Genomic DNA, 24,106 nt, shown 5'->3' with positions numbered 1-24,106 from the left:
CACGCTCCGCGTGGCGTTTCGAAATCAGCCGCCGGGCGCTAGCCCCCGGCTTCTTCACTCACAGATGCTTGAAGCCGGAGGCTAGCGCCTGGCGGCTGATGGGACGATCCGCAACGCACATTTTGATGCGACGCTTAATAGCGCGCCAAATCTTTCTTCCCTTGATTCGGATGCAGCTTGGTGATGGTTTCCTCGGCTTTGAGGGTCATCATCCGCAGGTCGCTGCCGACGGCGAGAAATTGCATTCCTTGCTGAGCTCGCTGCAGCGCGCTGTCGGGATCCATCGCGTGAATGCCGGTGGCGCACTTCACCTTTTTGCCGACGCGGATCACTTCCTGAATGGCCGCTTCGTGTTCTTCTGCCGTGGGAAAGGTCCCGTCCTTGGCCCGCATTTGAAAGCGGAGATCATTCGGGCCGATGAAAATGGCATCGACGCCCGGCAGGCTGTAAATCGCTTCAGCGTTCTTCACGCCGGTCGGGCTCTCGGTTTGGAGCACGACCAGGATGTTGTCGTTGGCTTGGGCATAATAATCGCCAGCCGTGGCACCGAAGTTCATCGAGTGCATGCCGCCACCCACGCTCCGATTACCGACCGGCGGATAATAAGCGGCTGCGATGGCAGCCTTTGCTTGCTCAACAGTGTCAACCATCGGCACGACAATGCCCCACGCGCCGGCATCGAGTACGCGCTTGATCAAATGGTGATTTCCCTCCGGAACGCGGGCCAGCGGCACGCAGCCGGCATCGGCCACAGCGGCAAAGATCATCGCGGCTTGCGACCAATCGATGGCCGAGTGCTCGATATCGAGCGTGAGCCAATCGAAGCCCATCCGCGCGAGCACGCGGGTCGCGTACAAATCGCCGAGCGACAGCCAAGTTCCGTAGCTCACTTCGCCCCGATGCAGCTTTTCCTTAACCGTGTTCTTGCGCATGACGTGCTCTCTGATGGGTGGAGGGAAGTCCACATCATATCGCTGACGGATGCGGTTGTTGATGGGACGGCGGCGGTCAACTTGGCGAATCCAACTACGGGTGCGTAAGAAAAGTGATTATCATGCGAACACCCAGTCAGCGACTTTGCACACCTGGATTCTCAGAAATTGGCGCGGGTGTGATGATCTGGGTTTGCTGGCGTTGTGTATCGGGCTTTTGTTCGCGGCTCCGTTAGTTTTCACCATGTGGACCACCGCCTACTTGATGATGTCGGGACAAATCCCGGCATTTTCGTCGCAGCAGCGCCAACCCATGCCCCAACAACCAATGCGGTATTAATCAACCACGATTTCAAAGGATCGGCTGTAAAATGGATACGCGAATCGAGATCGTGCTCAAGCAATTGGAATTTGCCCGCGGCTATACGTTGTCGCTGCTCGCCGATGTCGGCGAGGGCGATTGGTTTGCCATGCCCGGCGGAGTGTCGACCCATCTCGCTTGGCAGATGGGGCACATTGCGATGGCCGAATATGGCCTGTGCCTGTTTCGCCAGCGCGGCCGCACACCTGAAGATTTGCAGCTGATGTCGTCGAGCTTCCGCAAGCAGTTCAGCCGTGGTTCGACTCCCGAGCCTGACCCGGCAAAGAATCCACCGATCGAAGAGATCCGCAAAACCTTCGATGCCGTGCATCAGCAAGCCCTGACCGAACTGCCGACATTCACCGCGGCGACGCTCGATGCGCCGTGCGATTTTCCTTACGCCGGCTATCCAACCAATTTCGGCTCCCTCCTCCTGGCCTCGCATCACGAACTGCTGCACGCCGGGCAAATCGGCCTGTTGCGGCGGTTGCTGGGCAAATCGCCAGTGCGGTAACAACCGCCCCTGCCCCTGTGGCAGGGGTGCACCGGCTTTTGCACTACTCGCTGAAATTGCGACTCGAAGGTTATGTCCAAGCATCCCTCCCAACCCAGCCTAGCCGCAGTCGCACCTTTCGTGATGGCCGGCCTCGTGGCGATTGCGGCCTGCGTCTATGTTGCGACGCGTTCAGAGTCACCGCCGAAGGCTGCGCAGCAATCGGCGCCAGAACTCTCCTGGGAAGCGCAACTCGCCGCCGTAAAGAATGGCAAGTCGGATCAAATCGAAATCACCAAGCAACCGATCGGTGATGAAGAGTTGCAACAACTCGCCGGCTTGGACTCGCTGCGCGAACTGCTGCTCGATAAAGGAACAATGACTTCGGCGGGCCTCGCGCCGCTGGCGAAGTTGCCGAAGCTAGAACACGTGCGCATTCGCGGCGCGCGGATCGATGACGAAGGCTTTCGCGCGCTCTGCGCGATTCCGTCGCTGAAACGAATCAATTTGCCGCAAGCCGATCTGACGAACGATGGGCTGTCAGCGATTGCCCAGACAAAGCAACTCGAGTCGCTCCGCTTCGGCAGTCCGCGCGTGACCGATGACGGAGTGAAGCACATCTCGGAGCTCGAAACGATTCGCTGGTTGCATTTCATCGATCTGCCGCTGCGGGATGAATCGCTGCGAACCATCGGTACGCATTTTCCGCACTTGGAATCGCTCTACATCGACGGCGGCAAGTTCAGCGACGCGGCCTGGGACGAGTTCTTTAAAGCCAAACCCGGTTTGCACGTGCACGTCGATCAAAAGCATCACGATCGCGACCCGCATGGCCATTCGCATTAGTGGCGAATTCAGCTACAGCGCGTGGCCTCTTTGAACTGCGCCTCGCGGCCGAGTATATTGTCTCCATCACCCTCCTGGAGATCCTCCCGCCATGAAACGTCTGGTCCTTGCTGTTGCTCTGCTTGTTGCTGTTTCCGCCGTTGCCTGGGGTGCGCTGTTGCGCGTCACTGGTACGGGCGGCGAAATGATTGTCTCGGCTGAAAAGTGGCTCGAAACACTCACGCCGGAACAAAAAACCAAAGTCCTGATGAGCTACGACGCCCCCGAGCGTCTCGACTGGCACTTCATTCCCAAGGCTTCGCGCAAGGGGCTGCAGGTCAAGGAAATGACCGAGCCGCAAAAGAAAGCCGCCCTCGCACTGCTGCAAAGCGCGCTGAGCCAAACCGGCTATGCCAAGGCGACGAAGATCATGTCGCTCGAAAACGTGCTCGCCGAGCTGGAAAAGAGCAAGGTCGGCGGCAATATCCGCGATCCGCAGCGCTACTACTTCACCGTCTTCGGCACCCCCAGCGATGACAGCAAGTGGGGGCTAAGCATCGAAGGTCACCACACCTCGATGAACTGGGTCGTCGAAAAGGGCCGAGTCATCTCGTCGTCGCCGATCATGTTCGGCACGAACCCGGCGACCATGAAGGAAGAACACCTGGCCGGCTTCGCCAAGGGCCTGCGCGTGCTGGCTCCTGAAGAAGATCTCGCCTTCGAACTGCTCGCCTCGCTGTCGGCCGATCAAAAGAAGGAAGCCGTCATCGCCGAAAAGGCGCTCGAAGAAGTTCGCAATGCCGGCAAGCCACAGCCCCCGACCGATGCCGCCGTCGGCATCGCAGCGAGCAAACTCAATGACTCCCAGAAGAAAACGCTCACCTCGCTCATCGACACCTATGCTAAGAACGTTCCCGATGATGTCGCCAAGGAACGCCTGGCCGAAATCGAAAAGAACGGCTTTGAAAAGGTGAAATTCGCTTGGGCCGGTGCCGACAAGCCGGGCATCGGTCACTACTACCGCATTCAGGGCGAGACTTTCCTGATCGAATTCGTCAACACGCAGCCCGACGCCGCCGGCAACCCTGCCAACCACATTCACTGCTTGTGGCGTGACCTGCGAGGCGATTTTGCGATTCCAGTGAAGTAACTTTCTCACGACGCTACGCTGATTTTGAATCCCTTTCCCGGTGCGCTCCCTGAGAGTGCCCCGGGATTTTCTTGCGCGCGTGCGAAAACGCAGCCGAAATCGGTCTAGCGCAGTTATGCGACGCATTCGCGGTAACCGCATGGGTTTTTCGGGATCCAAACGGCTGTGACTGACGTCAAATCAAGGGGATGTCGTATCGACGCGAGTCGGAGACTACGTCTTTTGGTGGGGGCCTTGTGATTTGGCTACGGCAAATCACTGGGGCCAGAGTACTTCGCCGCTTCTACGCGTTTCCCTTTGATAGGACGCCTCACCGGCGCAGCTGCGGGGTTTAAAGCATTGCAGCGGCGAGGGCTGAGGTTTACCGTAGATGGTGGGAGAGTTGTGTCCGCGGAACCTGCCCTGCTCGTTGCTGCTGCGGCCGAGGCTGTGAAAGAGTGCTAATGTCTGATTTCAATCCATACGTCGAATGGCTGGGTTTGCCCGCCGATCTGGCCGATCCCAACCATTACCAAGTGCTGGGGCTGCCGAACTTTGAGGCCGACGCGGGGCGAATTACGGTGGCTGCCGATAAGGCGATGAGCCGCGTCCGTGGTTTCCGCCCGGGGCCGAACGCCAAGGCCTGGTCGAAGCTGCTCGATGAACTGCTGCTGGCGAAGGGCCGCTTGCTCGATCCCGAGCGGAAGCAGGAATACGACACCGATCTGCGCGAGACGGCCGGCGCTTCTGGTAGCGCTCCGAAGGCCGAAGCTGCTCCGATTGCTCCCGCATCATCCGCAGCGTCGGGCGCAACGGCTGCTTGGGATCCTCGCTTTCCACCCGGCATGGGTCCGAACGGCGGAAAGTCGACGCCGAAAAAAGAAGCTCCGCCGGCAGCACCAGTTCCCGAACCAACTCGCTCCGAGCCGACACGCGCACCCGAAAAAGTTCGCACGCCAGAACCTGCGCCGATCCAAGCCTCGCTCGCTGCGCCCACGCCAATTGCGCCGTCTGCTCCGGAAGCAAGTCCCGCAGCAGCCTGGCCTACACAGCCCGCGCAACCGATGGCCGCGCAACCAATCGTTGCACAGCCCATGCCCGCGCAGCCCATGATGGCGCAGCCGGCTTACCCGCAACAAGCCGCGCCGCTGGCGCAGCCCATGTACGGTTATCAACCGCAGCCGGGTTATCAGCAGCCCGGCTATCCGCAGCCTCAGCCGGCCTACCCCCAGCAACCACAATATGGCCAGCCGCAACCCGGCTATGCTCAGCCCGGTTACGCCCCGCAGCAATACGGCGGAGTTCCCGGCTATCCGCAGCAACCTGGCTATCCACAGCCGTATGGTCAGCCGCAACCGATGCCTTATGGGGCGCCGCAATATCCGCAGCCTTCGTATGGCATGCCTTCGGCGCCGCCACCTCCGCCGCCAGCCGCGGAAGGGCTTGATGCACTGTTTGGTCCTGCCAAGCGCAAACCATCGCCACTCGATGCGCTCGGCCTTGGTTCATCGCCCCAACCCAGCTATGCCCCGACGGCTCACGCAGGCTACGGCGATCCCAATGCGGGAATGGGAATGAATCCAATGGCCCCCATGCCGATGCCCGGCGCCGATCCGATGGCTCCTCTCGGCCCAATGTCGCCGATGTCTCCCTTAGCGATGTCCGGCGAAGAGAAGCAGCCGCGCATCATGGGTTTTGCTGCCGGCCAACCGGTGGGCGACATCCCGCGCGGCAAAGCTGCGGCTCCCGGCAACTCGGCTTTCGATGCTCCACTAGGAAACGCGTTGTCGATGGCGCCGATGAGCGGTGCGTCGGTCTCGCCCGTGCGGTACGAATCGGCTCCCAAGAAAAAAGATCCGACGCTGATCATCATCTGCGCCGGCGCTGCCTTGCTCGTGGTCGGCGGCCTGATTTTCGCCCTGGCCAATTCCAAGCAAGACCCAGACGAGCTCGCGCAGAACCAGACTCCCGTCGTTCAACCGACTCCGCCGACCGATACCAAGCCCAAGCTGACCCCCACACCGCCCAAGCCGCCAGAACCAGCAAAGCCCAAGTTGCCGGTGGAGGTGCCGAAGCCTATCGACCTCAACCCGATGGTCACGCCGCCCATGCCGAAGCCGGAAGTCATGCCCACCGACCCTCGGCCGGAAATGAAGCCCGAGGTAATGGAGCCAAAACCAAAACCGGAGATCGAGTTCAAGCCACCAGATAAGAACGCCGATCCGAAGCCGGAGATGATGACTCCGATGCCGATGAAACCGGCCGAGCCGCCGATGGAGAAGATGTCGGCCGGTGATGCCAAGGCGCTAACGTTCGCCCTCACCAAGGCCCGCCAGGCGCTGAAGGATCGTAACTTCTCCGAAGCCGACGCGCAACTCGCCGCAGCCAAGCCGCTCGCCAAGGGGCAAGATCCGTTCACCAAGTTTGAGCGATTGAACCTGATGAATGAATACGTCAAGCAGTTCGACAAGGAAATCAAAGCCCTGTTTGCCGACGATGCCTTCACCACCGGCGCCGAATTGACGCTCGGCGCGAGCACGCGCGTGATCGTCGTTGCGAAGACTCCGCAAATGCTCACCATTCGCCTCAACGCAACGAACAAGACCTACACCCCCAGCAGCTTGCCCGATGGTTTGGCCATGGCGCTGGTCGACGTGCGTCTGCCGCCGACCGATCGCGTGACGAAAGTCATCAAGGGCGCCTGGCTCGCCACCTCAAAGGCCGACACGCCCGAGAATCAGGAAAAAGCCAAGCAGTTCTTCACCGAAGCAGCGCAAGAAGGGTTGTTTGAAATCAGCGACTTGCCGCTGGTGATGACCGACAAGTACGACTTCAAGGAATAGACGCTGCGGCCGTCTTAATCGCCGAAGCGCTTCAGTTCCCGACCACCATCGATCAATCGCAGCACGCCACCCGAGCCGCCGACGAGGTAGGCGCTGCTGTCGGGATGAAACACGAACCGCTGCGGATCTTTTTCCGGGCGGAAGGTTTCTTCGGCGGTCCGCGTGTAAAACGTGCGGGCGTTCCATTTGTCGAACGAGAACCGGCCGGCTTCTTTCGTAGTGTTGAGATCCCACAGCACCACGTCGCCGTTGTCCTGGCAGCCGCCGGCGAGATACTTGCCATCGGGTGAAAAGAAGGGATGAGCCCAGCCCTTGATGCTGGTCTGCAGCCGCAGTTGCGGTGCGAGCGTGGCGAGATCCCACACCAGCACATTGCCCCCATCGTGACCGGTGGCCAGCGAGGCATTGTCGGGAGCGAGCGCGAGTCGATAAAAAGCATTCGCCAGCGGCTGTGATTGCTGCAACTGCTTGCCGGTTTCAAGATCGCACTTGCGAATGAAATATTGATCGGGCTGCTCGGCCTTGGTTTCGCGGACCACGCCGAGGAGCGCACTGCCGTCATTCAAAAAGCTCACGCTCACACAGCCGCCCAGCGGTGGAATGAGATGCTCCTTCGACCAATCGGTTTTGTCGTAGACAACGCACTTGCTGCGGCTGACCACGGCCAGTCGGTTGCCAGCCGGAGCAAAACAAAACGCATGGCAGCGATCGAGCACTTTCACCACGCGCCCCGTCGTCGCATCCCAAATGCGAACTTCATTCATCGGCACGCCGTCCGCCGTGGCAAATAGTCGCGCGGCCGCGAGCAACGTGCCATCGGGCGAAAACGCCAGCTGCGTGAAATCGCCGAAGGTCTCCATCCGTGCGAGCCGCTTGCCAGTGGCGACATCCCAAATGGCGACCACCGCGCACTTCCGCACGTCGGGATGAGGTCGCGGCGGAAAGCTGCCGTCGGACATTCCTGAGCAACCCGTGGCCACCACATTGCCGCTGGGCGCGATGGCCACGACATTGGGATCGCGCGCGGGAACGAACGGCGCGGCATGGAGAGCCGCACAACTGAATGTCACGACAAGCGCGATGATGAAGGAATTGCTGCGGATCATGAGAGCCTCGACTGTCGGCTTTCGCTCCCGCGAAAGCACGCGTCTTCGAACGGTGTGGCGAAAGGCGACTTTGGCCGAACCCACAACTAGGATAACCCAGCCAGCAACGGTTCGGGAGTCTTTGCGCTAAGTCACGAGCAAGCCGCGATGACGCACGAGCGCTCGCAGATGTGGCTTGTCGAGCACCTGAAATGGCGAGACCAGCCCCTTCCAATCTTCGCCGCGCTGATCGATCCGCTGACTGCTCAATGGCCCCAGTCGATCGGCTGCGAGGCGGAGATATGGCACTTGCGCCGGATTCACATCCATAATTCGGCAGATCGTGGCATCGACGGCCGTCGGGTTCGTGCCGATGACTACGAGCCCCATCTGCTTCTTCGTCCCCATGATGGGGCCGTCACCTTCCATGCAGTCGATGCCGTCGACCAGGGCGATGGTCTTCGGCAGCGAGGCGTTGATATCGAAGACCGTCTCGGGAATGCCGTTGTGATGAAGTACGTTTTTCGGCCAGCCGTATTTGATGCCGGGGATCGTGCCGTAAAGATTCTTCATCGCCAGCGTCACGCCCACCCAGTGATGCGTTTTCAGCTTCGGCAGCGAAACCACCAGATCGGCTTCGGCCACGCTCCGCGGAAAGAAGAAGCCCTCGAGCTTGCTGGCCTTGCCGCGATTGGGCGTCCAGACGACTTCTTCGTAGTTGAGATCGCTGAAGGGCAACTTCAGCGAATCGAGCGCGTCGGCCACGCCCGATTCGACGAGCGCCATTTCGGTATCGCGCACATGGCCGGGCCCTTCGCCAACATTGACGATGCCGCCCCAGCTGCGAAAGACTTCGGCCGCCGCGAGCACCATGGCTGGGTGCGTCGTCATGTGCGGGCAATCGCGCGAAGGCTCGACCAGGTTCGGCTTGAGTAGAATCCGCTTTCCTTTGATTTGCAGCGGATCGAGGCCGCAGGCCACAAAGCCATCACGAATGGTCTGCTCGAGCGGACCATCATAGCGCTGATTCTTCGCGACAAAAACGCTGCCGCGGCCCTTGAGCATTTCGCGCAGCTGATAGCTCAGCACGATTCCCGCCGCCGCGAGACCGCCACCCACGATCAATGTGCGCCGGCTGACATTCGGCAACTGCCGCATCGGCACGGGCGAAAAGGGCTGATCGGGTTGGTTCATGAGTGTGCTTCCCCGGCAAGGGCTCCGCGGCAACAGCGCTGCTGGGGAAGTTAGCGAAGTTAGCCAGCTATGTATATGGAGGTTTGCAGCGGTCGCACGCTAGCGAATTGATTTGTAGTCGCTGAGCGGCGAGCGCTATAATGCGCGCGAGTCCCAGCAGAACAGCCAGGCAACTCTTTCTCCCCGGAGATTCGCCATGCAATCGCCGAACCTGCGTGCTCGCAACAGCCGCCGTGAGTTTCTTGCCGATGTGGGCCGCGGCATGCTTGCCGCCAGTTTGGGAGGCACGCTCGCCGGTGACCTCGGTTTGTCGCCTGCATGGGCCAATGAGGATGTGAAGAACCGCGTCACGTTCGGCGAACTCGAACCGCTCGTCGACCTGATGCAAGCGACCGAGCCAGAAAAACTACTGCCAACACTCGTGGACAAACTGAAAGCCGGAACCGATTTGAAAACGCTGACCTGCGCGGCGGCCTTTGCCAATGCGCGGGCCTTCGGCGGTAACGACTACACGGGCTATCACACCTTCATGGCGCTCGGCCCTGCTTATCAAATGGCGCTCGAGTCGCCAGTCGAGAAGCGCGCACTGCCCGTTTTGAAAGTCGTCTTCCGCAACGCCAGTCGCATTCAAGCGACCAGCCATGCGACGAGCGACACGTTGCAAACGGTCGTCGTCGCAAAGCCGACAAACAATCCCGACCAGCAACTCCGCGATGCCATTCATCAGGTCAGCTATCCCGACGCCGAAGCCGTGTTCGCTGCCATCGCCACCGGCACAACGGGCGAAGCCTTTCAGCATCTGCAATGGGCGGTGATGGAAGAGGTCGATGTCCATCGCGTTGTGCTCGCCTGGCGGGCCTGGTCGATGCTGTCGCTCGCGGGACAGGAACATGCTCACACGCTGCTACGGCAGAGCGTTCGATATTGCGTGCAATCGGAAGAATATCTCGCCAGTCGCAATCGCCCACGCTCCGATATTCGCACGCTGCTGCCAAAGTTGCTGGAAGAGCACAAACTACTGGACACTTCGCTCGGCAAGAAACCGCTCGACGATGCGGCGTTCGAAAAACTGGTGCAAGCCATCTACGCCGGCAGTCGACAGCAAGCGGCTGAAGCAGCAGCCACGGCGCTCGCCGAAGGAATCGATCCGGAGGTCGTCGGCGAAGCGATCTCGCTGGCGGCGAATCAACTGGTGCTGCACGATCCGGGTCGCAAACCCGAACACGCCTCGGCGGGCAAGCCGGCCGGCACCGTGCATGGCGATTCGGTGGGCGTGCATGCCTCCGACTCGGCCAACGCCTGGCGGAATATCGCGCGAGCGAGCGCCGCCAAGAACGCGGCCGCGGCCCTCATCGTCGGCGCATTTCACACCGCGGGACAAACGGCCTACAACACAAAAACGCCGTTTCCCTACACTGAGCAATTGGCCGGCGTCACCGAAACCTCGGCAGAAAATTTACTCACTGCCGCCGACGAAGCGATTCGCGGCAAGGATCAGGCCCGCGCTTGTGCGATCGTCCACAAATACGGCGAACAACAGCACGCGGTCACTCCGCTCAAGGAGCTGCTGCTTCGTTTTGCCATCAGCGAAGATGGCGCGCTGCATGCCGAAAAGTTCTACCGCACGGCGAACGAAGAATATGCCGCCACGCGACCTGCTTTCCGTTGGCGACAAATGATCGCCCTCGCTCGCGTCACTGCCAGCGAATATGGCTATGCAGCGCCGGGATACCAACAAGCCTGCGAGCTGCTTGGTGTGAGCTAATCAGCGTGACTCAGCCAGCCATGCGCACGCTTTCATGGGCGCGAATCGAAGTTTTCTTCGCCGTCGCCGCCAACGTGTGCATGTCTTCGGAGTCGTCGTAATGCCGTTCGTCGGCTTCGAGCGAAATATGGCCTGCTTGAACGGCTGGCAACGCATACCGCGCCAGCACCTGCTGCATCAGCAGACCGATCGCTTGCGGCTCGCGCGAGCCAGTCAATTCCAGGTAGCTAGCCCGAGCCAATTCGTCGTTACGATTTGCCAGAGTAACCATGGGTTTCACCCTCCGTGTCATTGCTGAACAAGTGAACATTGGCAAGTGTACGCATGAGTGTACAAGTGTCAATACGCGGCCCGGCGAAAATTGGTTCGGTCCACTTCGTGCGAAATCCATCAACGAAGTTTGACGTTTGCTTGCATTTCGTTTTCTAAGGTGAGATAATCGCGTTGTAGGTCCCACCAATGCCTGGCTATGGCATTCCTCCCGCCCGTTCGGACGTCGATCTTGTAAGGAAGACGGACATGTCTAGAGCACCCGCCACCGTGGCTTTCTTGTTGGCCACACTGCTCGCGCCACTCAGTTTGCTGATGGCCGCCGACGCTCCCGCCAAACCCAAAGCTCCCGGCCTGGGCGACCCCGGTAAACTGACCTCGGTTCAGGTCGAAACCGGCCGGCTGCAGGATGGCGTGGTTCAGCTATCTGGTCGCGATGCCGCGCAGCAGATCATCGTGACCGGCGTCTATTCTTCAGGACAAACCCGCGATTTGTCGGGCAAGGCAACCTATGAAGCAGCCCCGCAGGGCATCATCGTGGTCGATGCGACGGGCTATGTTTCCCCGGTCTCTGAAGGAGAAGCGACGATCAAGATCACGGCTGGCCCGGGGATCGAATCGCTTCTCAAATTCAAGGTGACGAACCTCGTCAGCGACCTGCCGATCAACTTTGCCAATCAGATTACACCGGTCTTCACCAAGTACAGCTGCAACGGCGGTGGTTGCCACGGCAAGAGTGGCGGCCAGAACGGCTTCCGCCTTTCGCTGCTCGGCTTCGAGCCCAAGGAAGACTTTGAATACCTCGTGAAAGAAGGTCGTGGCCGTCGGCTCTTTCCGGCTTCGCCCGATCAAAGCTTGTTGCTGCTGAAGGCGACCGCTCGTCTGCCGCACGGCGGTGGTCAACGTATTGAGTTCGATGCCCCGGCCTATCGCGTGATGAAGCGTTGGATCGAACAAGGGATGCCTTACGGCAAGGAAACCGATCCGCACGTCACCCACATCGAAGTGCAACCTGCCGAACGCTTGATGGAACGCGAAAGCACGCAACAGATTGTCGTCATCGCTCACTACAGCAATGGCGCGACCGAAGACGTCACGCGCACGACGCAGTTCGACTCGAACGACACCGAAATGGGCGAAGTCAGCGTCACCGGTCTCGTGACCACCGGCCAGTTGACCGGCAGCGTCGCGGTGATGGCCCGTTATCAAGGCCACGTCGGCGTATTTCGCGCCACGGTGCCGCTGGGTGTGCCAGTGACTGACTTGCCGAAGGGGCGCAACTTCATCGATGAAGCGGTGCAAAAGAAACTGAAAGCCCTCGGCTTGCCCTCGAGCAAGGTTTGCGACGATTCTACGTTCCTCCGCCGCGTGACGGTCGATCTCACCGGTCGTCTGCCAACGATTGAAGAAGTCGAGCAGTTCCTCATCGATCAAGATCCGAACAAGCGCGACAACCTCGTCAATCGCTTGCTCGACAGCACCGACTACGCTGATTACTTCGCGAATAAGTGGGGCGCCATTCTCCGCAACAAGCGGCGGATGGATGTCGAAAAGCCCGCGACGTTCGCCTTCCACGATTGGATTCGCACCAGCCTGAACGAGAACAAGCCCTACGATCAGTTCGTCCGCGAGGTCCTCACGGCTTCAGGCGAAGCCGGCAGGAATCCGCCGGTGGGCTGGTATCGCGAAGTGAAAGATTCGTCGGCTCAGGTCGAAGACACAGCCCAGCTGTTCCTCGGCCTCCGCATTCAATGTGCCCGTTGCCATCACCATCCTTTCGAGAAGTGGAGCCAACAGGACTACTACGGCTTTGCGGCGTTCTTCTCGCAAGTCGGTCGCAAGAAGGGGATGGTTCAAAACGAAGAACGGATCTTCCATCGCCGCGGCATGGCCCAAGCGACCAATCCCAAGACCGGCCAGGCCGTGAAGCCGACCGGCCTCGGTGACAAGACGCTCGAACTGACTGCCGACCAAGACCCACGGCACTTCCTGGCCGACTGGTTGAGCCAAAAGGACAACCCGTTCTTCAGCAAGTCGCTGGTCAATCGTTATTGGAAGCACTTCTTCGGCCGCGGCTTGGTTGATCCGGAAGATGACATGCGGGTGACGAACCCGGCCAGCAATCCGGAACTCCTCGAAGCCCTCGCCAAGAACTTTACCGATAGTGGTTTCGACCTGAAGGCGCTCTGCCGGACGATTGTCAGTTCGACGACCTATCAGCTGTCGGCTGAGCCGAACGAATGGAATCAGGACGACAAGCAGAACTTCTCGCGCTACTATCCCAAGCGTTTGAACGCCGAAGTGCTGCTCGACTCGATCGACCAGGTGACTGGCAATCAATCGTCGTTCGGCGGCGTGCCGGCAGGGACTCGCGCGGTGCAGCTGCCCGACAACGGTTTCAACTCGTACTTCCTGACGGTCTTCGGCCGGCCGGAATCGAGCAGCGCTTGCGAATGCGAACGCTCAAGCGAAGCCAACCTCGCGCAAAGCCTCCACCTGCTCAACTCGGGTGAAATTCAAGGCAAGCTGACCTCGGGGAGCGGCAAAGCTGCCGTGCTCGCCAATGACAAGGCTCGCCCGAACGATGTGAAAGTTCGCGAACTCTACATCCTGGCCTTCGGCCGTCCGCCGTTGCCGGAAGAACTGACCGTGGCTTTGTCGCATATTCAAAAGAACGAAGCGGATCAAAAGCGTGCCTACGAAGACATCGTGTGGGCGCTCGTGAATACCAAAGAGTTCTTGTTCAACCACTAATGCCGCGTTGCGGCAGGGATGCGGGATGAGAGAGGCGGGATGAGGGAATGAAATTGCCTTTCCCGCACCTCGCATCCCCCATCCCGCACCTCTTTCCTTGATTCCCACCCGCCGATCAAGCAAACTAAACGAGAGGCATTCCCGCTGCCTTTCGTTCCCGCCTCGCCCCTTCCCTAAATCCTTCCCTCTCCTTTTTGACCCCAGGGAGTGGCTCCCGTGAAGCACGACGTTTCGAAATCGCTTGTTGTTGCGCGCACGGCAACTTTTTTGAGTTGCTTGCTCCTGCCGGCATTGGCTTGGGCGCAGCTTCCCACGGCCCAGCTGACCAGCGTCTTTCCGCCCGGCGGTAAGGTTGGCACGACGGTTGAGGTGACGGTCGCCGGCACCGATCTGGATGATGCTGACAAGCTCGTCTTCAATCACCCGGGCGTTACCGCGCAACCGAAGATGTCGACGGCCACGGAGCTCGAAAAAACTCCCCGGCCGATGGCGAACCTGTTCACCGTGAACATCGCCGGCGACGTGCCGCCGGGAATCTACGAAGCCCGCGTGGTCAGCCGCTTTGGCATTTCCAATCCGCGCTCGTTCGTGGTTAGCAATCAAGAAGAAGTGACCGACGCCGCCGGTAACAACAGCCCCGAAAAAGCCGTCGCGCTCCCCGCCGGCACCGTGGTGAACGGTCGGATCGAAGCGGGGCAGTTCGATTACTTCAAGGTCTCGCTGAAGAAGGGCGAGCGAATCATTCTCGATTGCATGGCCCAGCGGATCGATTCGAAGCTTGATCCCACCATTGCCGTCCTCGCTGCCAATGGCCGCGAGTTGTCGCGCGTGCGTGATACGGTGGGCGAAGACTGTGTTCTCGATTTCACCGCGCCCGCCGATGGCGATTACACCGTCCGCTTGTTCGACGCGATTTACGGCGGCAGCAACGATCACTTCTATCGCCTCAGCGCCAAGTCGACCGCTTACATCGATTTCATTTTCCCGCCGTCGGCCGTTCCCGGCACGAACGGCCCGTTCACGATCTACGGCCGCAATTTGCCCGGCGGTCAGAATGTCGACGGCCTGACGATGGGTGCGTCACCACTGCAAAAGTTGCAAGTCAACATCGCCGTGCCTGGCGACGAAGCGGCCCTCTCGCAATTGCCTTTGGCTCGCGCGGCCAAACCGCGGCAGGCCTGGCAGACCGGCTTTGAATACAGCCTCGATAAGAGCAACCCGGCGATCATCTATTTCGCCAAGGCGCCGGTCATCGCCGAAGTGGAACCAAACAACGAACCAGCCAAAGCTCAGGTCGTGACGATTCCTTGCGAATACGTCGGCCAGTTTTATCCGGCCCGTGATACCGATTGGCTGCAGTTCGACGCCAAGAAAGGACAAGTGTTGATGATCGAAGCGATCTCGCATCAGCTCGGTCTCGGCAGCGATCCTTACTTCGCCATCATGAAGGTCACCAAGAACGACAAGGGTGAAGAGACGATGAGCGACATCGCTCAGGTTGACGACCCGCAAGACCGCAACAACAAGATCGGCACCGACTACGACACCTCGACCGACGATCCTTCGTATCGCTTCACCGCGCCCGACGATGGCACTTACCGCGTGATGATTCGCGATCAGTTTGGCGACGGCCGGAAGGATCCCAGCTATGTCTATCGCCTGGCCATTCGTCCGCTCGCGCCCGATTTTCAACTCCTCTCGGTCAGCTCGCAACCAAAGGCCGGGAACAACGACAACAACCAGGGCTCGCCGCTGACTGGTATCACGCTTCGTCGCGGCGGTAGCGTGTTGATGAGCGTTACGGTCAATCGTGTCGATGATTTCAAGGGCGATATTACGATCACAGCCGAAGGTTTACCCGATGGCATCTCTTGCCGCGGCGCAACGATCGGCGGCGAAGTGAATTCCGCCAGCCTGATTTTCGTCGCCAAGGAAGACGCGGCCCCTTGGACTGGCAGCGTGAAGATCGTCGGCAAAGCAAAAATCGGTGACAAAGACGCCGCCCGCGAATCACGTTACGCCAGCATGGTCTGGGGCTCGGCCAACCGCCAGCAAGCCCTGCCTGAGTTCCGCCTCTCGCGCTCGTTTCAGCTGAGCGTCGGCGACAAGGAAACCGAGCCGGCCTTCGTCTCGATCGGCGAAGACAAGGTTTACGAAACGGCTCTCGGCGGCAACGTCGAGATTCCGCTCAGCGTCGTTCGTCGCGGCGATTTCAAAGAAGCCATCAAGCTCACCGCCGTCGGCTTGCCGACCGAGCTCAAGCCCAAGGAAGTCAATGTCGCCGCCGATGCGAAGGATGGCAAGTTCGAGCTGCAAGTCAATCAGCAGAACACCAAGCCCGGTATCTACACCTTCTATATGAAGGGCGAGACGAAGCGGAAGTACATCCGCAATCCGGAAGCCGAAACTCGCGCCGCCGAAGAGAAGAAGCAGATGGAAGAAATGGCCAAGCAACTCGGCGAACAGGTCAAAACCTTGACCGCCGCTCGCGATGCCGCCGTGAAAGCCGCCGCCGAAGCTGCCAAGGGAACCGACGACAACGCGAAGAAGGCCGCCGAAGAAGCCAAGACGAAAGCCGAAGCGGAACTCAAAGCCGGCCAAGACAAAGTCAAGCAAGCCGACGACCTGAAGAAGGCCATCGACAAACGATTGGACGACGCCAAGAAGGCCAACGCGCCGAAGGACGTCACCTTCGCTCTCGTCAGCACGCCGATCAAACTTAAGATCGACGCGGCTCCCTACAAGCTCTCTGGCGCCGATCCAGCCAATGTCAAGCAAGGTGAAAAGGCCCCGATCAGCGTGAAGGTCGAACGCCTCTACGGCTTTGCCGATGCTGTCGACTTCTCTTTCGAAGCGCCAGCCGGCGTCAGCGGCCTGAAGGTCGAGAAGGTCACGCTCAAAAAGGAAGACGGCGAAGCCAAGCTCGAAGTCACTGCCGACAAGAACGCCACTCCTGGCGAACACACCGGCACGATCCGGGCCAAGGGGAAGTTCAACAATATGAATGTCGAAACTTCGATCCCAGTTGTGATCAAGGTTGAAGCTGTTGCTAAGTAAGTCCTGCTAAAAAGTCCGAGTCCAGTGGGACGGACCAATGGTCCGTCCTACGAATCGAAAACGCCCGCCTACTACCCACCTCTTCGGTGAATCATGAACGTTGCTCGCAATTTCTTCTTCCTCGCTCTCGGCCTGACTCCGGCGCTCGCACTCGGCCAGGCCAAGCCCAAGGTCGCCCTCAAGCCGATCGAAATCGCCGAGGTGAAGCATGAAGGCCCGATCGATTTCGAAAAGGAAATCCTGCCGATCTTCCGCCGCAATTGCCTGGCCTGCCACAGTGCGACGGAAGCTCAAAGCGACCTGACGCTCGAAACGCCGCAGACCATTCTCAAGGGCGGCAGCGAAGGCCCCGCCGTCGTCGCCGGCAAAGGTGCCGAGAGCCTGCTGATCAAGCTCGCCGCGCGGCAAAAAGAACCCGTCATGCCGCCGCCCGACAACGACGTGAAGGCCAAGCCTCTCACACCGCAAGAGCTCGGCTTGATCAAGAAGTGGATCGATGAGGGTGCCAAGGGAGAAGTGAAAGCGGCTTCGGCCAACATCGTTTGGCAGCCGCTGCCGGCTGGTGTGAATCCGATCTACGCAGTCGCTCTGACCAGCGACGGTCAGTATGCCGCGGTCGCCCGGGCCAATCAGATTTTCCTCTATCACATTCCCAGCAAGCGCGAACTCGGCCGGCTAACGGATCCCAGCTTGCTCGAAAAAGGTCTCTACAAGAACGCCGGCGTCGCCGATCTGGATCTCATTCAATCGCTGAAGTTCTCGCCCGATAACACGCTCCTCGCCAGCGGTGGTTTCCGCACGGTGAAGCTGTGGCGTAAGCCGCAGCCGACCAAGGCTCTCGACCTGGCCGGTCTCGAAACAGCAGCCCGTTCGCTGGCCACGTCGGCCGACGGCAAGTGGGCTGCGATCGGCGAAGAGAACGGCAAGATCCGCATCTTCGAAGTCGCCACCGGCAAAGTCGCGAAGACTCTCGAAGGTCACGGTGGTCCTGCGACCGGCGTGGCTTTCAATGCCGATGCCACGAAGCTCGTCTCCGGCTCACAAGACAAAACCTTCCGCGTCTGGAACATCGCCGACCAGAAAGAACTCGCCAAGATCGAAACGCCCGCGCCCGTCAACGCCGTCGCCATCGTCGCCGATGGCAAGACGGTCGCCACGGGCGGCGGCGACAACATCATCCGCCTCTACGCTCTCGTCGACGCTCAACCGGCCGAAGCGCCGAAACCTCTCTTCGAACTGACCGGCAGCGGCGGCCCGATCACCGCTCTCGCCGCCATCGGCAAGGGCGAAACGCTTCTCTCCGGCAGCAAGGACGGCAATCTCAAGACCTGGGATGTCGCCACTGGCAAGGCCGGCAAAACGATGGCCCACGGCGCGCCGATCGACGGCATCGCGGTTCGTCCCGATGGCAAGCGGTTTGTCTCGGTCAGTGCCAACAACACCTCGCGCCTCTGGAACGGCGAAGACAACAAGCAAATCGCCGAAGTGAAAGGTGATCTCCGCGCTTCGCTGAAGGCTGCCGAAGTGACTCGCGCGGTCGCGCTCGCTAAGAAGCATGTCGAGCTCGCCAAAGCCGATCTCACTGAAGCCACGAAGCGTAAGACGGCTGAAGAAGAGAATCAAAAGAAATCGAAGGAAGCCGTGAAAACGGCTGAAGATGATTTCAAGAAAAAGGAAGAAGCTGCCAAGGCGCCGACCAAGGACAAGGAAGACGCCGACAAGACGCTCGCCGAAGCCACCGAAAAGAAAACCAAGGCCGACGAAGCTAAGAAGCCCGCCGATGAAGCAGTCGTCAAAGCCGACGAAGCTCTGAAGAAGGCCATGGCCGATCGCGACGCGGCCAGCAAAGCCGACAAGGACGCCACCGACGAAATGACCAAAGCCAAGGACGCCCAAGCCAAGGCCAAGGAAGCTTCGGACAAAGACGCCGCCAACGAAGATCTGAAGAAGGCCCTCGCTGCCGCTGATGCAGCCTTCACCGCTGCCGAAGCGAAGAGCAAAGCAGCCGCCGAAGGCAAAGTCGCTGCCACGAAAGTTCGCGACGATGCCGAAGCAGCTAAGAAGGCTGCCGACGAAGCGAAGAAAAACACCGATAAAGCAGCCACCGACGCGATGGCGGAATTCACCAAAGCCGATCAAAAAGTGAAGCAGGTCATGCCGGTCTACACCAAGGCCATCGACGAACGAAGCGCCGCCGACCGCACCTTCAAAGCGGCCCAGCGCTCGGTCGAACGGGCCGACGAAGCCGTGAAGAAGGCCACCGAAGCCGTGCCCGGTTTCGAACAAGCCGTGAAGGATCGCGAAGAAGCCGCCAAGAAAAACGACGCCGATCTCGTCGTCGCCAACAAGGCCGTCACCGATAGCGAAAAGCCTGGCAAGGGAGCCGCATTCTCGACCGATGGCGCGATCTTTGCCGTCGTCGGCGACGACCAGGCCATTCACACTTACTCGGCCGAAACCGGCGCAGCCGTCGAAGTCTTCGGCGGTGGTGCTCCGCTGGCCGGCGTGGCCTTTGCCAGCAACTCGCGACTCATCGCGACCGCGGCTGCCAACACCGCGCAGGCTTGGGACATCGCCAGCGAATGGAAACTAGAACGAACGATCGGCTCGGCTGACATGGCCGACAAGCTCGTCGATCGCGTGACCGCCCTCGACTTCAGCCCCGATGGCAAAGTGCTCGCCACCGGCGGCGGCGAACCATCGCGAAGCGGCGAGATCAAATTCTGGGATGTCTCAAACGGCAACCTGGTGCTCGCTCTCAAGGAACCCCACAGCGACACGGTTTTCTCGATCGACTTCAGCCCCGATGGCAAGCAAATCGCCAGCTGCGGCGCCGATCGATTCGTGAAGCTCTTCAACGTGGCCGATGGCAAGTTCGTCCGCTCGTTCGAAGGTCACACCCATCACGTGCTGGGCGTTTCGTGGCGGGCCGATGGTCGCCTGATGGCGAGCAGCGGCGCCGACAACGTTATCAAGGTTTGGGACACCCGCACCGGCGATCAGGCTCGCACCGTGCAAAATCAGTTCAGCAAGGAAGTGACAAACCTGAGCTTCGTGGGCGAGACTGACAACGTCATCGCCAGCAGCGGCGACGCCAAGGTGAAGCTCATCAACGCTGCCAACGGCGGCAATGTTCGCGACTTCCCCGGCTCGGCCGATTACATGTACTCGTCAGCCGCGAGTGCCGATGGCAAGACGATCATTGCCGGTGGGGCCGACAGCACGCTTCGCGTCTGGAGCGAAAACGGCCAGGTCTATGCGACCTTCGAAGCGCCGAAGCCCGAAGGGGACAAGACGGCCGCGAAGTAGGGATCGATTCGCAACACGAGTAGAATCACCACGCGGAGTGCGCTCCGCGTGGCGACAAAGCCGAGAAATCTTACGGTCCCGCGGCTCGCAAGCCGCCAACCAGCCCGCCGACGTTCTGATGCATTTCACCCGTCGCGGTGATCACCAGGCAGCGGAGCGGCGCGAAATAAACGATTGTTCCCGGCCCGCCGTTGGTATCCCAAAAATCGGGATTGATCGTGCGTTCGATCAGATCGACAAGTTCCGGGCCATAGTCGGCCGGGCCAGCGCGACCGCCGCGGGCCAGCAAAGCACTTGGCCCGTTGAGCGAGGAATCGAGGAGACTCAGGCTCGCGGCTAGGCTGTCGCTCGCGGCGAGAATTGCGGGATCGGTGCCGATGTCCGGGGCCTTTGTTTTGCGATCGCGGGCGATCTTGTTCTTCAGATCGGTTTGAATCCGCTTGAGTCGCGCCCAAACTTGCGTGCGATAACCCTTCATCGCTTCGGCATATTCGTGGCGGGGATCGTGCAAGATCTCGCCATGCAGCACGCACATGCGGCGAACGAGTTCCGAGCGCTCGGCGGCATCTTTGGTCAGCGCCTCACGCTTGAGCAGATCGCTCAGCTCGTTTTGAATCTCGTGGAACGGCCGGCGAACTTCCGCCGCGGCTTGCGTTGTCGCAGCCTGTGTTGTCGGAGGAACTGCTTGATGGCGAGATCCCGAATCCTCAGCGCCCAGCGCGGCCAGGCACAATACAAAGAACGACAGCATGTCGTTAGTCTCCAGCAGCGAGCGCCCCATGCCCGCTGGGGTTCAGCATACGGGCAGCGAGGGAGAAAGTGCAACTGGATTTGGCTACAGCGACTTCACGTTCACGATTCCAACCTCGCGATCTTCGTCGTCAATCGTGTAGAACGCCCGCAGAGGTTCGCAATCGATGTAGTACAGGCCCCTCGCTCAAGTGCTCACCCGCCTCAGCTGGGCTATCCTTCAGCTGCTCTTGCAGTTGCGTGGAAGCGCTGATGACGGCTGGCTCGTCATCGTAATGCGGAGGACATCCTCAACAGCTTCCAGTGAGAATTTGACTTCGTAGTTCACGGCGTCTCGACCTACAGAGCTTCGATCTTGGCAATTAGCTCAGCCATGGTGAACTTTGGCGATTGGCTACCGACGCGACTCTTGGCGAACTGAATCTCTTGCTGAGTGGGCGGGCGACGCACAACTCCAACGCGATGGCCTTGGTCATCGACTAATTCGATTTGACCGTCTGCTTGACGGATTTGTTCAGCGACGTCTTTTTGGATGACAATGCGGTTCATCAGAGGCCTCCTTTGACTGGCCTAGGTGCATTGTACCTTGTTGGGTGCGGGGACTCAAAAGATGGCTGCGTCTTTTCGCGGCTCGGCCCCTCACCCCAGCCCTCTCCCCGGAGTACCGAGGCGAGGGAGTAAAAGACAAAACGACTCCCCACCAGCTCCTCGCCCTATCACTCCACCGCCCCATCACCCCACCACCGTCACTCCTTCTCCACTCGCCCTTCGACCAAACGCACGATGCGATGCGCCTGCCGCGCGATGGCCTGGTCGTGGGTGACCATCACGATCGAGAGGCCTTGCTCTTGGTTGAGCTTCTTCAGCAGGTTCATGATTTCCTGACCGGTTTGTTGGTCGAGGTTGCCGGTCGGTTCATCGGCGAGGAGGACGCGCGGTTGGACCATCAGGGCGCGGGCGATCGCGGTCCGTTGCATTTCGCCGCCGGAGAGTTCCTTGGGTTTGTGCGACAGACGGTGCGACAAGCCGACGAGGTCGAGCAGTTCTTTGGCCCGCTGCATGTACTTGCCGCGGTTGAGCAGGTATCGCCACACGCCGTCGGCGATCATCAGCGGCGTGAGGACGTTTTCGAGCATCGAGAGCTCGGGCAGCAGGTGATAGAACTGAAAGATCATGCCGAAGTGTTTGTTCCGCAGCACGTCGCGGCCCGCCGTCGGCAGGTTGTCGATGCGGTTGCCGTCAAAGAAGATCTCGCCGCTGGTCGGCGCGTCGAGCGTGCCGAGCAGGTGGAGCAGTGTGCTTTTGCCGCTGCCGCTTTGGCCGATGATGGCGACGAACTCGCCGGGCTGTACGGCGAAGTCGACGCCTCGCAGCACGGGGACTTCGAGCTTGGCTTTGAAGTAGCTTTTTTTGACGTTGCGCGCCGCCAGCACGGCGGTTTTCGCGGTGGCGGGTGGTTTTACCGCGGGTTTATTGCGCGATTTGGGTTCAGTTGCGGTGCTCATATTCATATCACTTTGCAATGGTTAGTCGACTTAGCTTTAGCCCCTCACCCCATCCCTCTCCCCGGAGTACCGAGGAGAGGGAGTGAATACAAATATTCACCCCATCTCCGATACTCCCCATCTCCCACACCCCGTCACTCGTAGCGCAGCGCCTGCACCGGATGCAGCCTCGCAGCGCGGAGCGCAGGAAGGACGCTCGCCAACACCGCGATCGCCACAGCGCCGAACATCACGCCGATGATGGTTTGCGTTTGCAGGATCGTGGGGATTTTGGAGAAGTAGTAAATCGTCGGATCGAAGACCTCGTGGCCGGTGATGTATTCGATCAGCTTGGCGATGTGGTTGATGTAGATCACAAACAACACGCCGCCGATCATGCCGACCGTCGCGCCGACCAGGCCGAGCGAAAAACCGTAACTGATGAAGATGCTCATCACGCCGCGGCTCGGTGCGCCGAGGGCTTTGAGGATGCCGATGTCCTTGGTCTTTTCGACGACGATCATGAAGAACGTCGCGAGAATGCCGAAGCCGGCGACCGCGATGATGAGGAACAACAGCAAGTTAAGGAGCGTTGTTTCCATCTGCACGGCGGCCAGGAGCGGGCCTTGCATGTCCTTCCAGGTTTGAATGCGATAGGGAAAGGCTTCGGCGGGGAAGCGCTCACGCAGTCGATCGCGAATCGCGTTCAGATCGGCGCCGGGCTTCAGTCGCATTTGAATCGTGGTGACGGCTTCGCGGCCGGTGGCCGGATCGATCATGCCGCGCATTTCTTGCAGACGCTTGATCGGCATGAAGGCGAAGCTGCTGTCGTACTCGCTCATCTTGCTTTCGTAAAAGTCGACGACGGTGAACATATCGCTCATCGCCTTCGGCGGCTGACCTGCCGAGGGAAACGTTATCCGCACATCATCGCCGGGGCGGCACATGTAATAGTCGACAACGTTCCCCTTGACATCGCGCTGCCGCACGCTGCCGATGGCGATGCCCAGAATCACGCCGGTGAATTGTTCCTTGGCGGGATCAAAAGCATCGGCGGGATGCGTCGAAGCTTGCGAAGCAAACGGATCCGGCGGCGGAGCAACGGTGGTTTGCGGAGCGGTGGTTGGTGCGACCGGGTCTGCTTGTGCAGTGGCCGTTTCCGGCGGCAAATTTTCCGCGCTCTTCTCTTCCGGCATCATCGGTGGCTTGAGTGTGGGGAGTTGTCCCGGTTGCAGCTGCTGCGAATCTTTGGGCTTGAGGTCTTGCGGCTGAATGGCCCGCGGAACTTCTTGCGAACGGCGGAGTTGTTCCTGCTCCATGGCCATTTCGCGTTCGTACTGCGCCTTCAGGCGACGATAGTTCCAGCCGGATGGCGGCATGCCGCGCTTGCCGTCCTTGTCGTAGTCGGATTCGTGCAGACGAAAGCTGAGCTTCTGCCGATTCTCGGGATGAACGAGGTATTCGCGGAAGTCGCTGACGTCGGCGTAGGTCGCTTCATCGACGCCGACCAGGCTGACTTGCCGCGTGATCCACTGGCCACGCACCGGCACATTGACCATCGCGGGCACATGCACCGCGTAGGTGATTCCCTTTAGATCGGCGCCGACGATTTTGCGAATCTCTTCGACGTGCCACTGCGGATCGTTGAAGCCATCCATGCCGTGGGCTTCGAAGACGATATCGGCCAGGATGCTGTGCAGACGGATGTGCATCTCGTTGGCAAAGCCCGCCATCACGCTGTTGACGACAATGAGGGTGCCCACGCCGAGCGTGACGCTGATAATGGAGGCGAGCGCGATATACCGCGTTCGCAAATACCGCCACGCGAGCAGCAGCTTGTACATGGCCAATCCTT

The 24,106-nt window shown here is 60.0% G+C and carries 16 protein-coding genes; 8 read left to right on the top strand and 8 right to left on the bottom strand.

Translation table 11 applies throughout. The features are described from left to right. Positions 1 to 134: 134 nt before the first annotated feature. Positions 135 to 932 carry an HpcH/HpaI aldolase family protein gene (locus M9Q49_RS01850; RefSeq protein WP_254506944.1) on the bottom strand — a complete coding sequence of 266 codons (798 nt, stop codon included), beginning with the start codon at positions 930 to 932 and terminating at the stop codon, positions 135 to 137. Between the two features lie 371 nt (positions 933 to 1,303). On the opposite strand from M9Q49_RS01850, the gene M9Q49_RS01845 reads away from it, so the two are divergent. The 4 genes from M9Q49_RS01845 (at position 1,304) to M9Q49_RS01830 (ending at position 6,583) form a co-directional block, all read left to right on the top strand. Then, positions 1,304 to 1,807: a DinB family protein gene (locus M9Q49_RS01845; protein WP_254506943.1), complete on the top strand. Its 504-nt coding sequence runs from the start codon at positions 1,304 to 1,306 to the stop codon at positions 1,805 to 1,807. Positions 1,808 to 1,879: 72 nt separating this feature from the next. Further along, the gene (locus M9Q49_RS01840) at positions 1,880 to 2,632 is read left to right on the top strand and encodes a hypothetical protein (protein WP_254506942.1); all 753 of its coding nucleotides are present in this window, start codon (positions 1,880 to 1,882) and stop codon (positions 2,630 to 2,632) included. A 91-nt stretch (positions 2,633 to 2,723) separates the two neighbouring features. Then, positions 2,724 to 3,761: a DUF3500 domain-containing protein gene (locus M9Q49_RS01835; protein ID WP_254506941.1), complete on the top strand. Its 1,038-nt coding sequence runs from the start codon at positions 2,724 to 2,726 to the stop codon at positions 3,759 to 3,761. 443 nt (positions 3,762 to 4,204) lie between these two features. Then, positions 4,205 to 6,583 carry a hypothetical protein gene (locus tag M9Q49_RS01830; protein WP_254506940.1) on the top strand — a complete coding sequence of 793 codons (2,379 nt, stop codon included), beginning with the start codon at positions 4,205 to 4,207 and terminating at the stop codon, positions 6,581 to 6,583. Positions 6,584 to 6,597: 14 nt separating this feature from the next. On the opposite strand, the gene M9Q49_RS01825 is transcribed toward M9Q49_RS01830, so the two are convergent. Both M9Q49_RS01825 and M9Q49_RS01820 read right to left on the bottom strand, forming a co-directional pair. After that, on the bottom strand, positions 6,598 to 7,689 hold the full coding sequence (locus M9Q49_RS01825) for a WD40 repeat domain-containing protein (protein ID WP_254506939.1): 1,092 nt from the start codon (positions 7,687 to 7,689) through the stop codon (positions 6,598 to 6,600). Positions 7,690 to 7,815: 126 nt separating this feature from the next. Further along, on the bottom strand, positions 7,816 to 8,862 hold the full coding sequence (locus M9Q49_RS01820; RefSeq protein WP_254506938.1) for a DUF362 domain-containing protein: 1,047 nt from the start codon (positions 8,860 to 8,862) through the stop codon (positions 7,816 to 7,818). 196 nt (positions 8,863 to 9,058) lie between these two features. Here M9Q49_RS01820 and M9Q49_RS01815 point away from each other — a divergent pair, with 196 nt between their 5' ends. Further along, a complete protein-coding gene (locus tag M9Q49_RS01815; RefSeq protein ID WP_254506937.1) occupies positions 9,059 to 10,627 on the top strand; it encodes a hypothetical protein in 1,569 nt (522 codons plus the stop codon). 10 nt (positions 10,628 to 10,637) lie between these two features. On the opposite strand, the gene M9Q49_RS01810 is transcribed toward M9Q49_RS01815, so the two are convergent. Further along, positions 10,638 to 10,898, bottom strand: a complete 261-nt coding sequence (locus M9Q49_RS01810) for a hypothetical protein (protein WP_254506936.1) — start codon at positions 10,896 to 10,898, stop codon at positions 10,638 to 10,640. A 248-nt stretch (positions 10,899 to 11,146) separates the two neighbouring features. Here M9Q49_RS01810 and M9Q49_RS01805 point away from each other — a divergent pair, with 248 nt between their 5' ends. The 3 genes from M9Q49_RS01805 (at position 11,147) to M9Q49_RS01795 (ending at position 20,017) form a co-directional block, all read left to right on the top strand. Continuing rightward, the gene (locus M9Q49_RS01805; RefSeq protein ID WP_254506935.1) at positions 11,147 to 13,651 is read left to right on the top strand and encodes a DUF1549 domain-containing protein; all 2,505 of its coding nucleotides are present in this window, start codon (positions 11,147 to 11,149) and stop codon (positions 13,649 to 13,651) included. Between the two features lie 216 nt (positions 13,652 to 13,867). Next, entirely contained in the window at positions 13,868 to 16,708 is a 2,841-nt protein-coding gene (locus M9Q49_RS01800) for a COG1470 family protein (protein WP_254506934.1), read from the top strand. A gap of 93 nt (positions 16,709 to 16,801) precedes the next feature. Then, on the top strand, positions 16,802 to 20,017 hold the full coding sequence (locus M9Q49_RS01795) for a c-type cytochrome domain-containing protein (protein ID WP_254506933.1): 3,216 nt from the start codon (positions 16,802 to 16,804) through the stop codon (positions 20,015 to 20,017). A gap of 70 nt (positions 20,018 to 20,087) precedes the next feature. On the opposite strand, the gene M9Q49_RS01790 is transcribed toward M9Q49_RS01795, so the two are convergent. The 4 genes from M9Q49_RS01790 to M9Q49_RS01775 all read right to left on the bottom strand — a co-directional run bounded on the left by M9Q49_RS01790 (position 20,088) and on the right by M9Q49_RS01775 (position 24,095). Next, entirely contained in the window at positions 20,088 to 20,798 is a 711-nt protein-coding gene (locus M9Q49_RS01790; RefSeq protein ID WP_254506932.1) for a hypothetical protein, read from the bottom strand. Positions 20,799 to 21,106: 308 nt separating this feature from the next. Further along, entirely contained in the window at positions 21,107 to 21,316 is a 210-nt protein-coding gene (locus tag M9Q49_RS01785) for a hypothetical protein (protein WP_254506931.1), read from the bottom strand. A 197-nt stretch (positions 21,317 to 21,513) separates the two neighbouring features. Beyond that, a complete protein-coding gene (locus M9Q49_RS01780) occupies positions 21,514 to 22,272 on the bottom strand; it encodes an ABC transporter ATP-binding protein (protein WP_254506930.1) in 759 nt (252 codons plus the stop codon). Between the two features lie 134 nt (positions 22,273 to 22,406). Further along, positions 22,407 to 24,095, bottom strand: coding sequence for an FtsX-like permease family protein (locus M9Q49_RS01775; RefSeq protein WP_254506929.1), 1,689 nt, complete (start codon positions 24,093 to 24,095; stop codon positions 22,407 to 22,409). Between the last annotated feature and the right edge of the window lie 11 nt (positions 24,096 to 24,106).

This window comes from Anatilimnocola floriformis (assembly GCF_024256385.1).
In the GTDB taxonomy this organism is placed as follows: domain Bacteria; phylum Planctomycetota; class Planctomycetia; order Pirellulales; family Pirellulaceae; genus Anatilimnocola; species Anatilimnocola floriformis.
The sequence above is the reverse complement of the archived record's forward strand: the minus strand, read 5'-3'. Positions and strand labels throughout refer to the sequence as shown.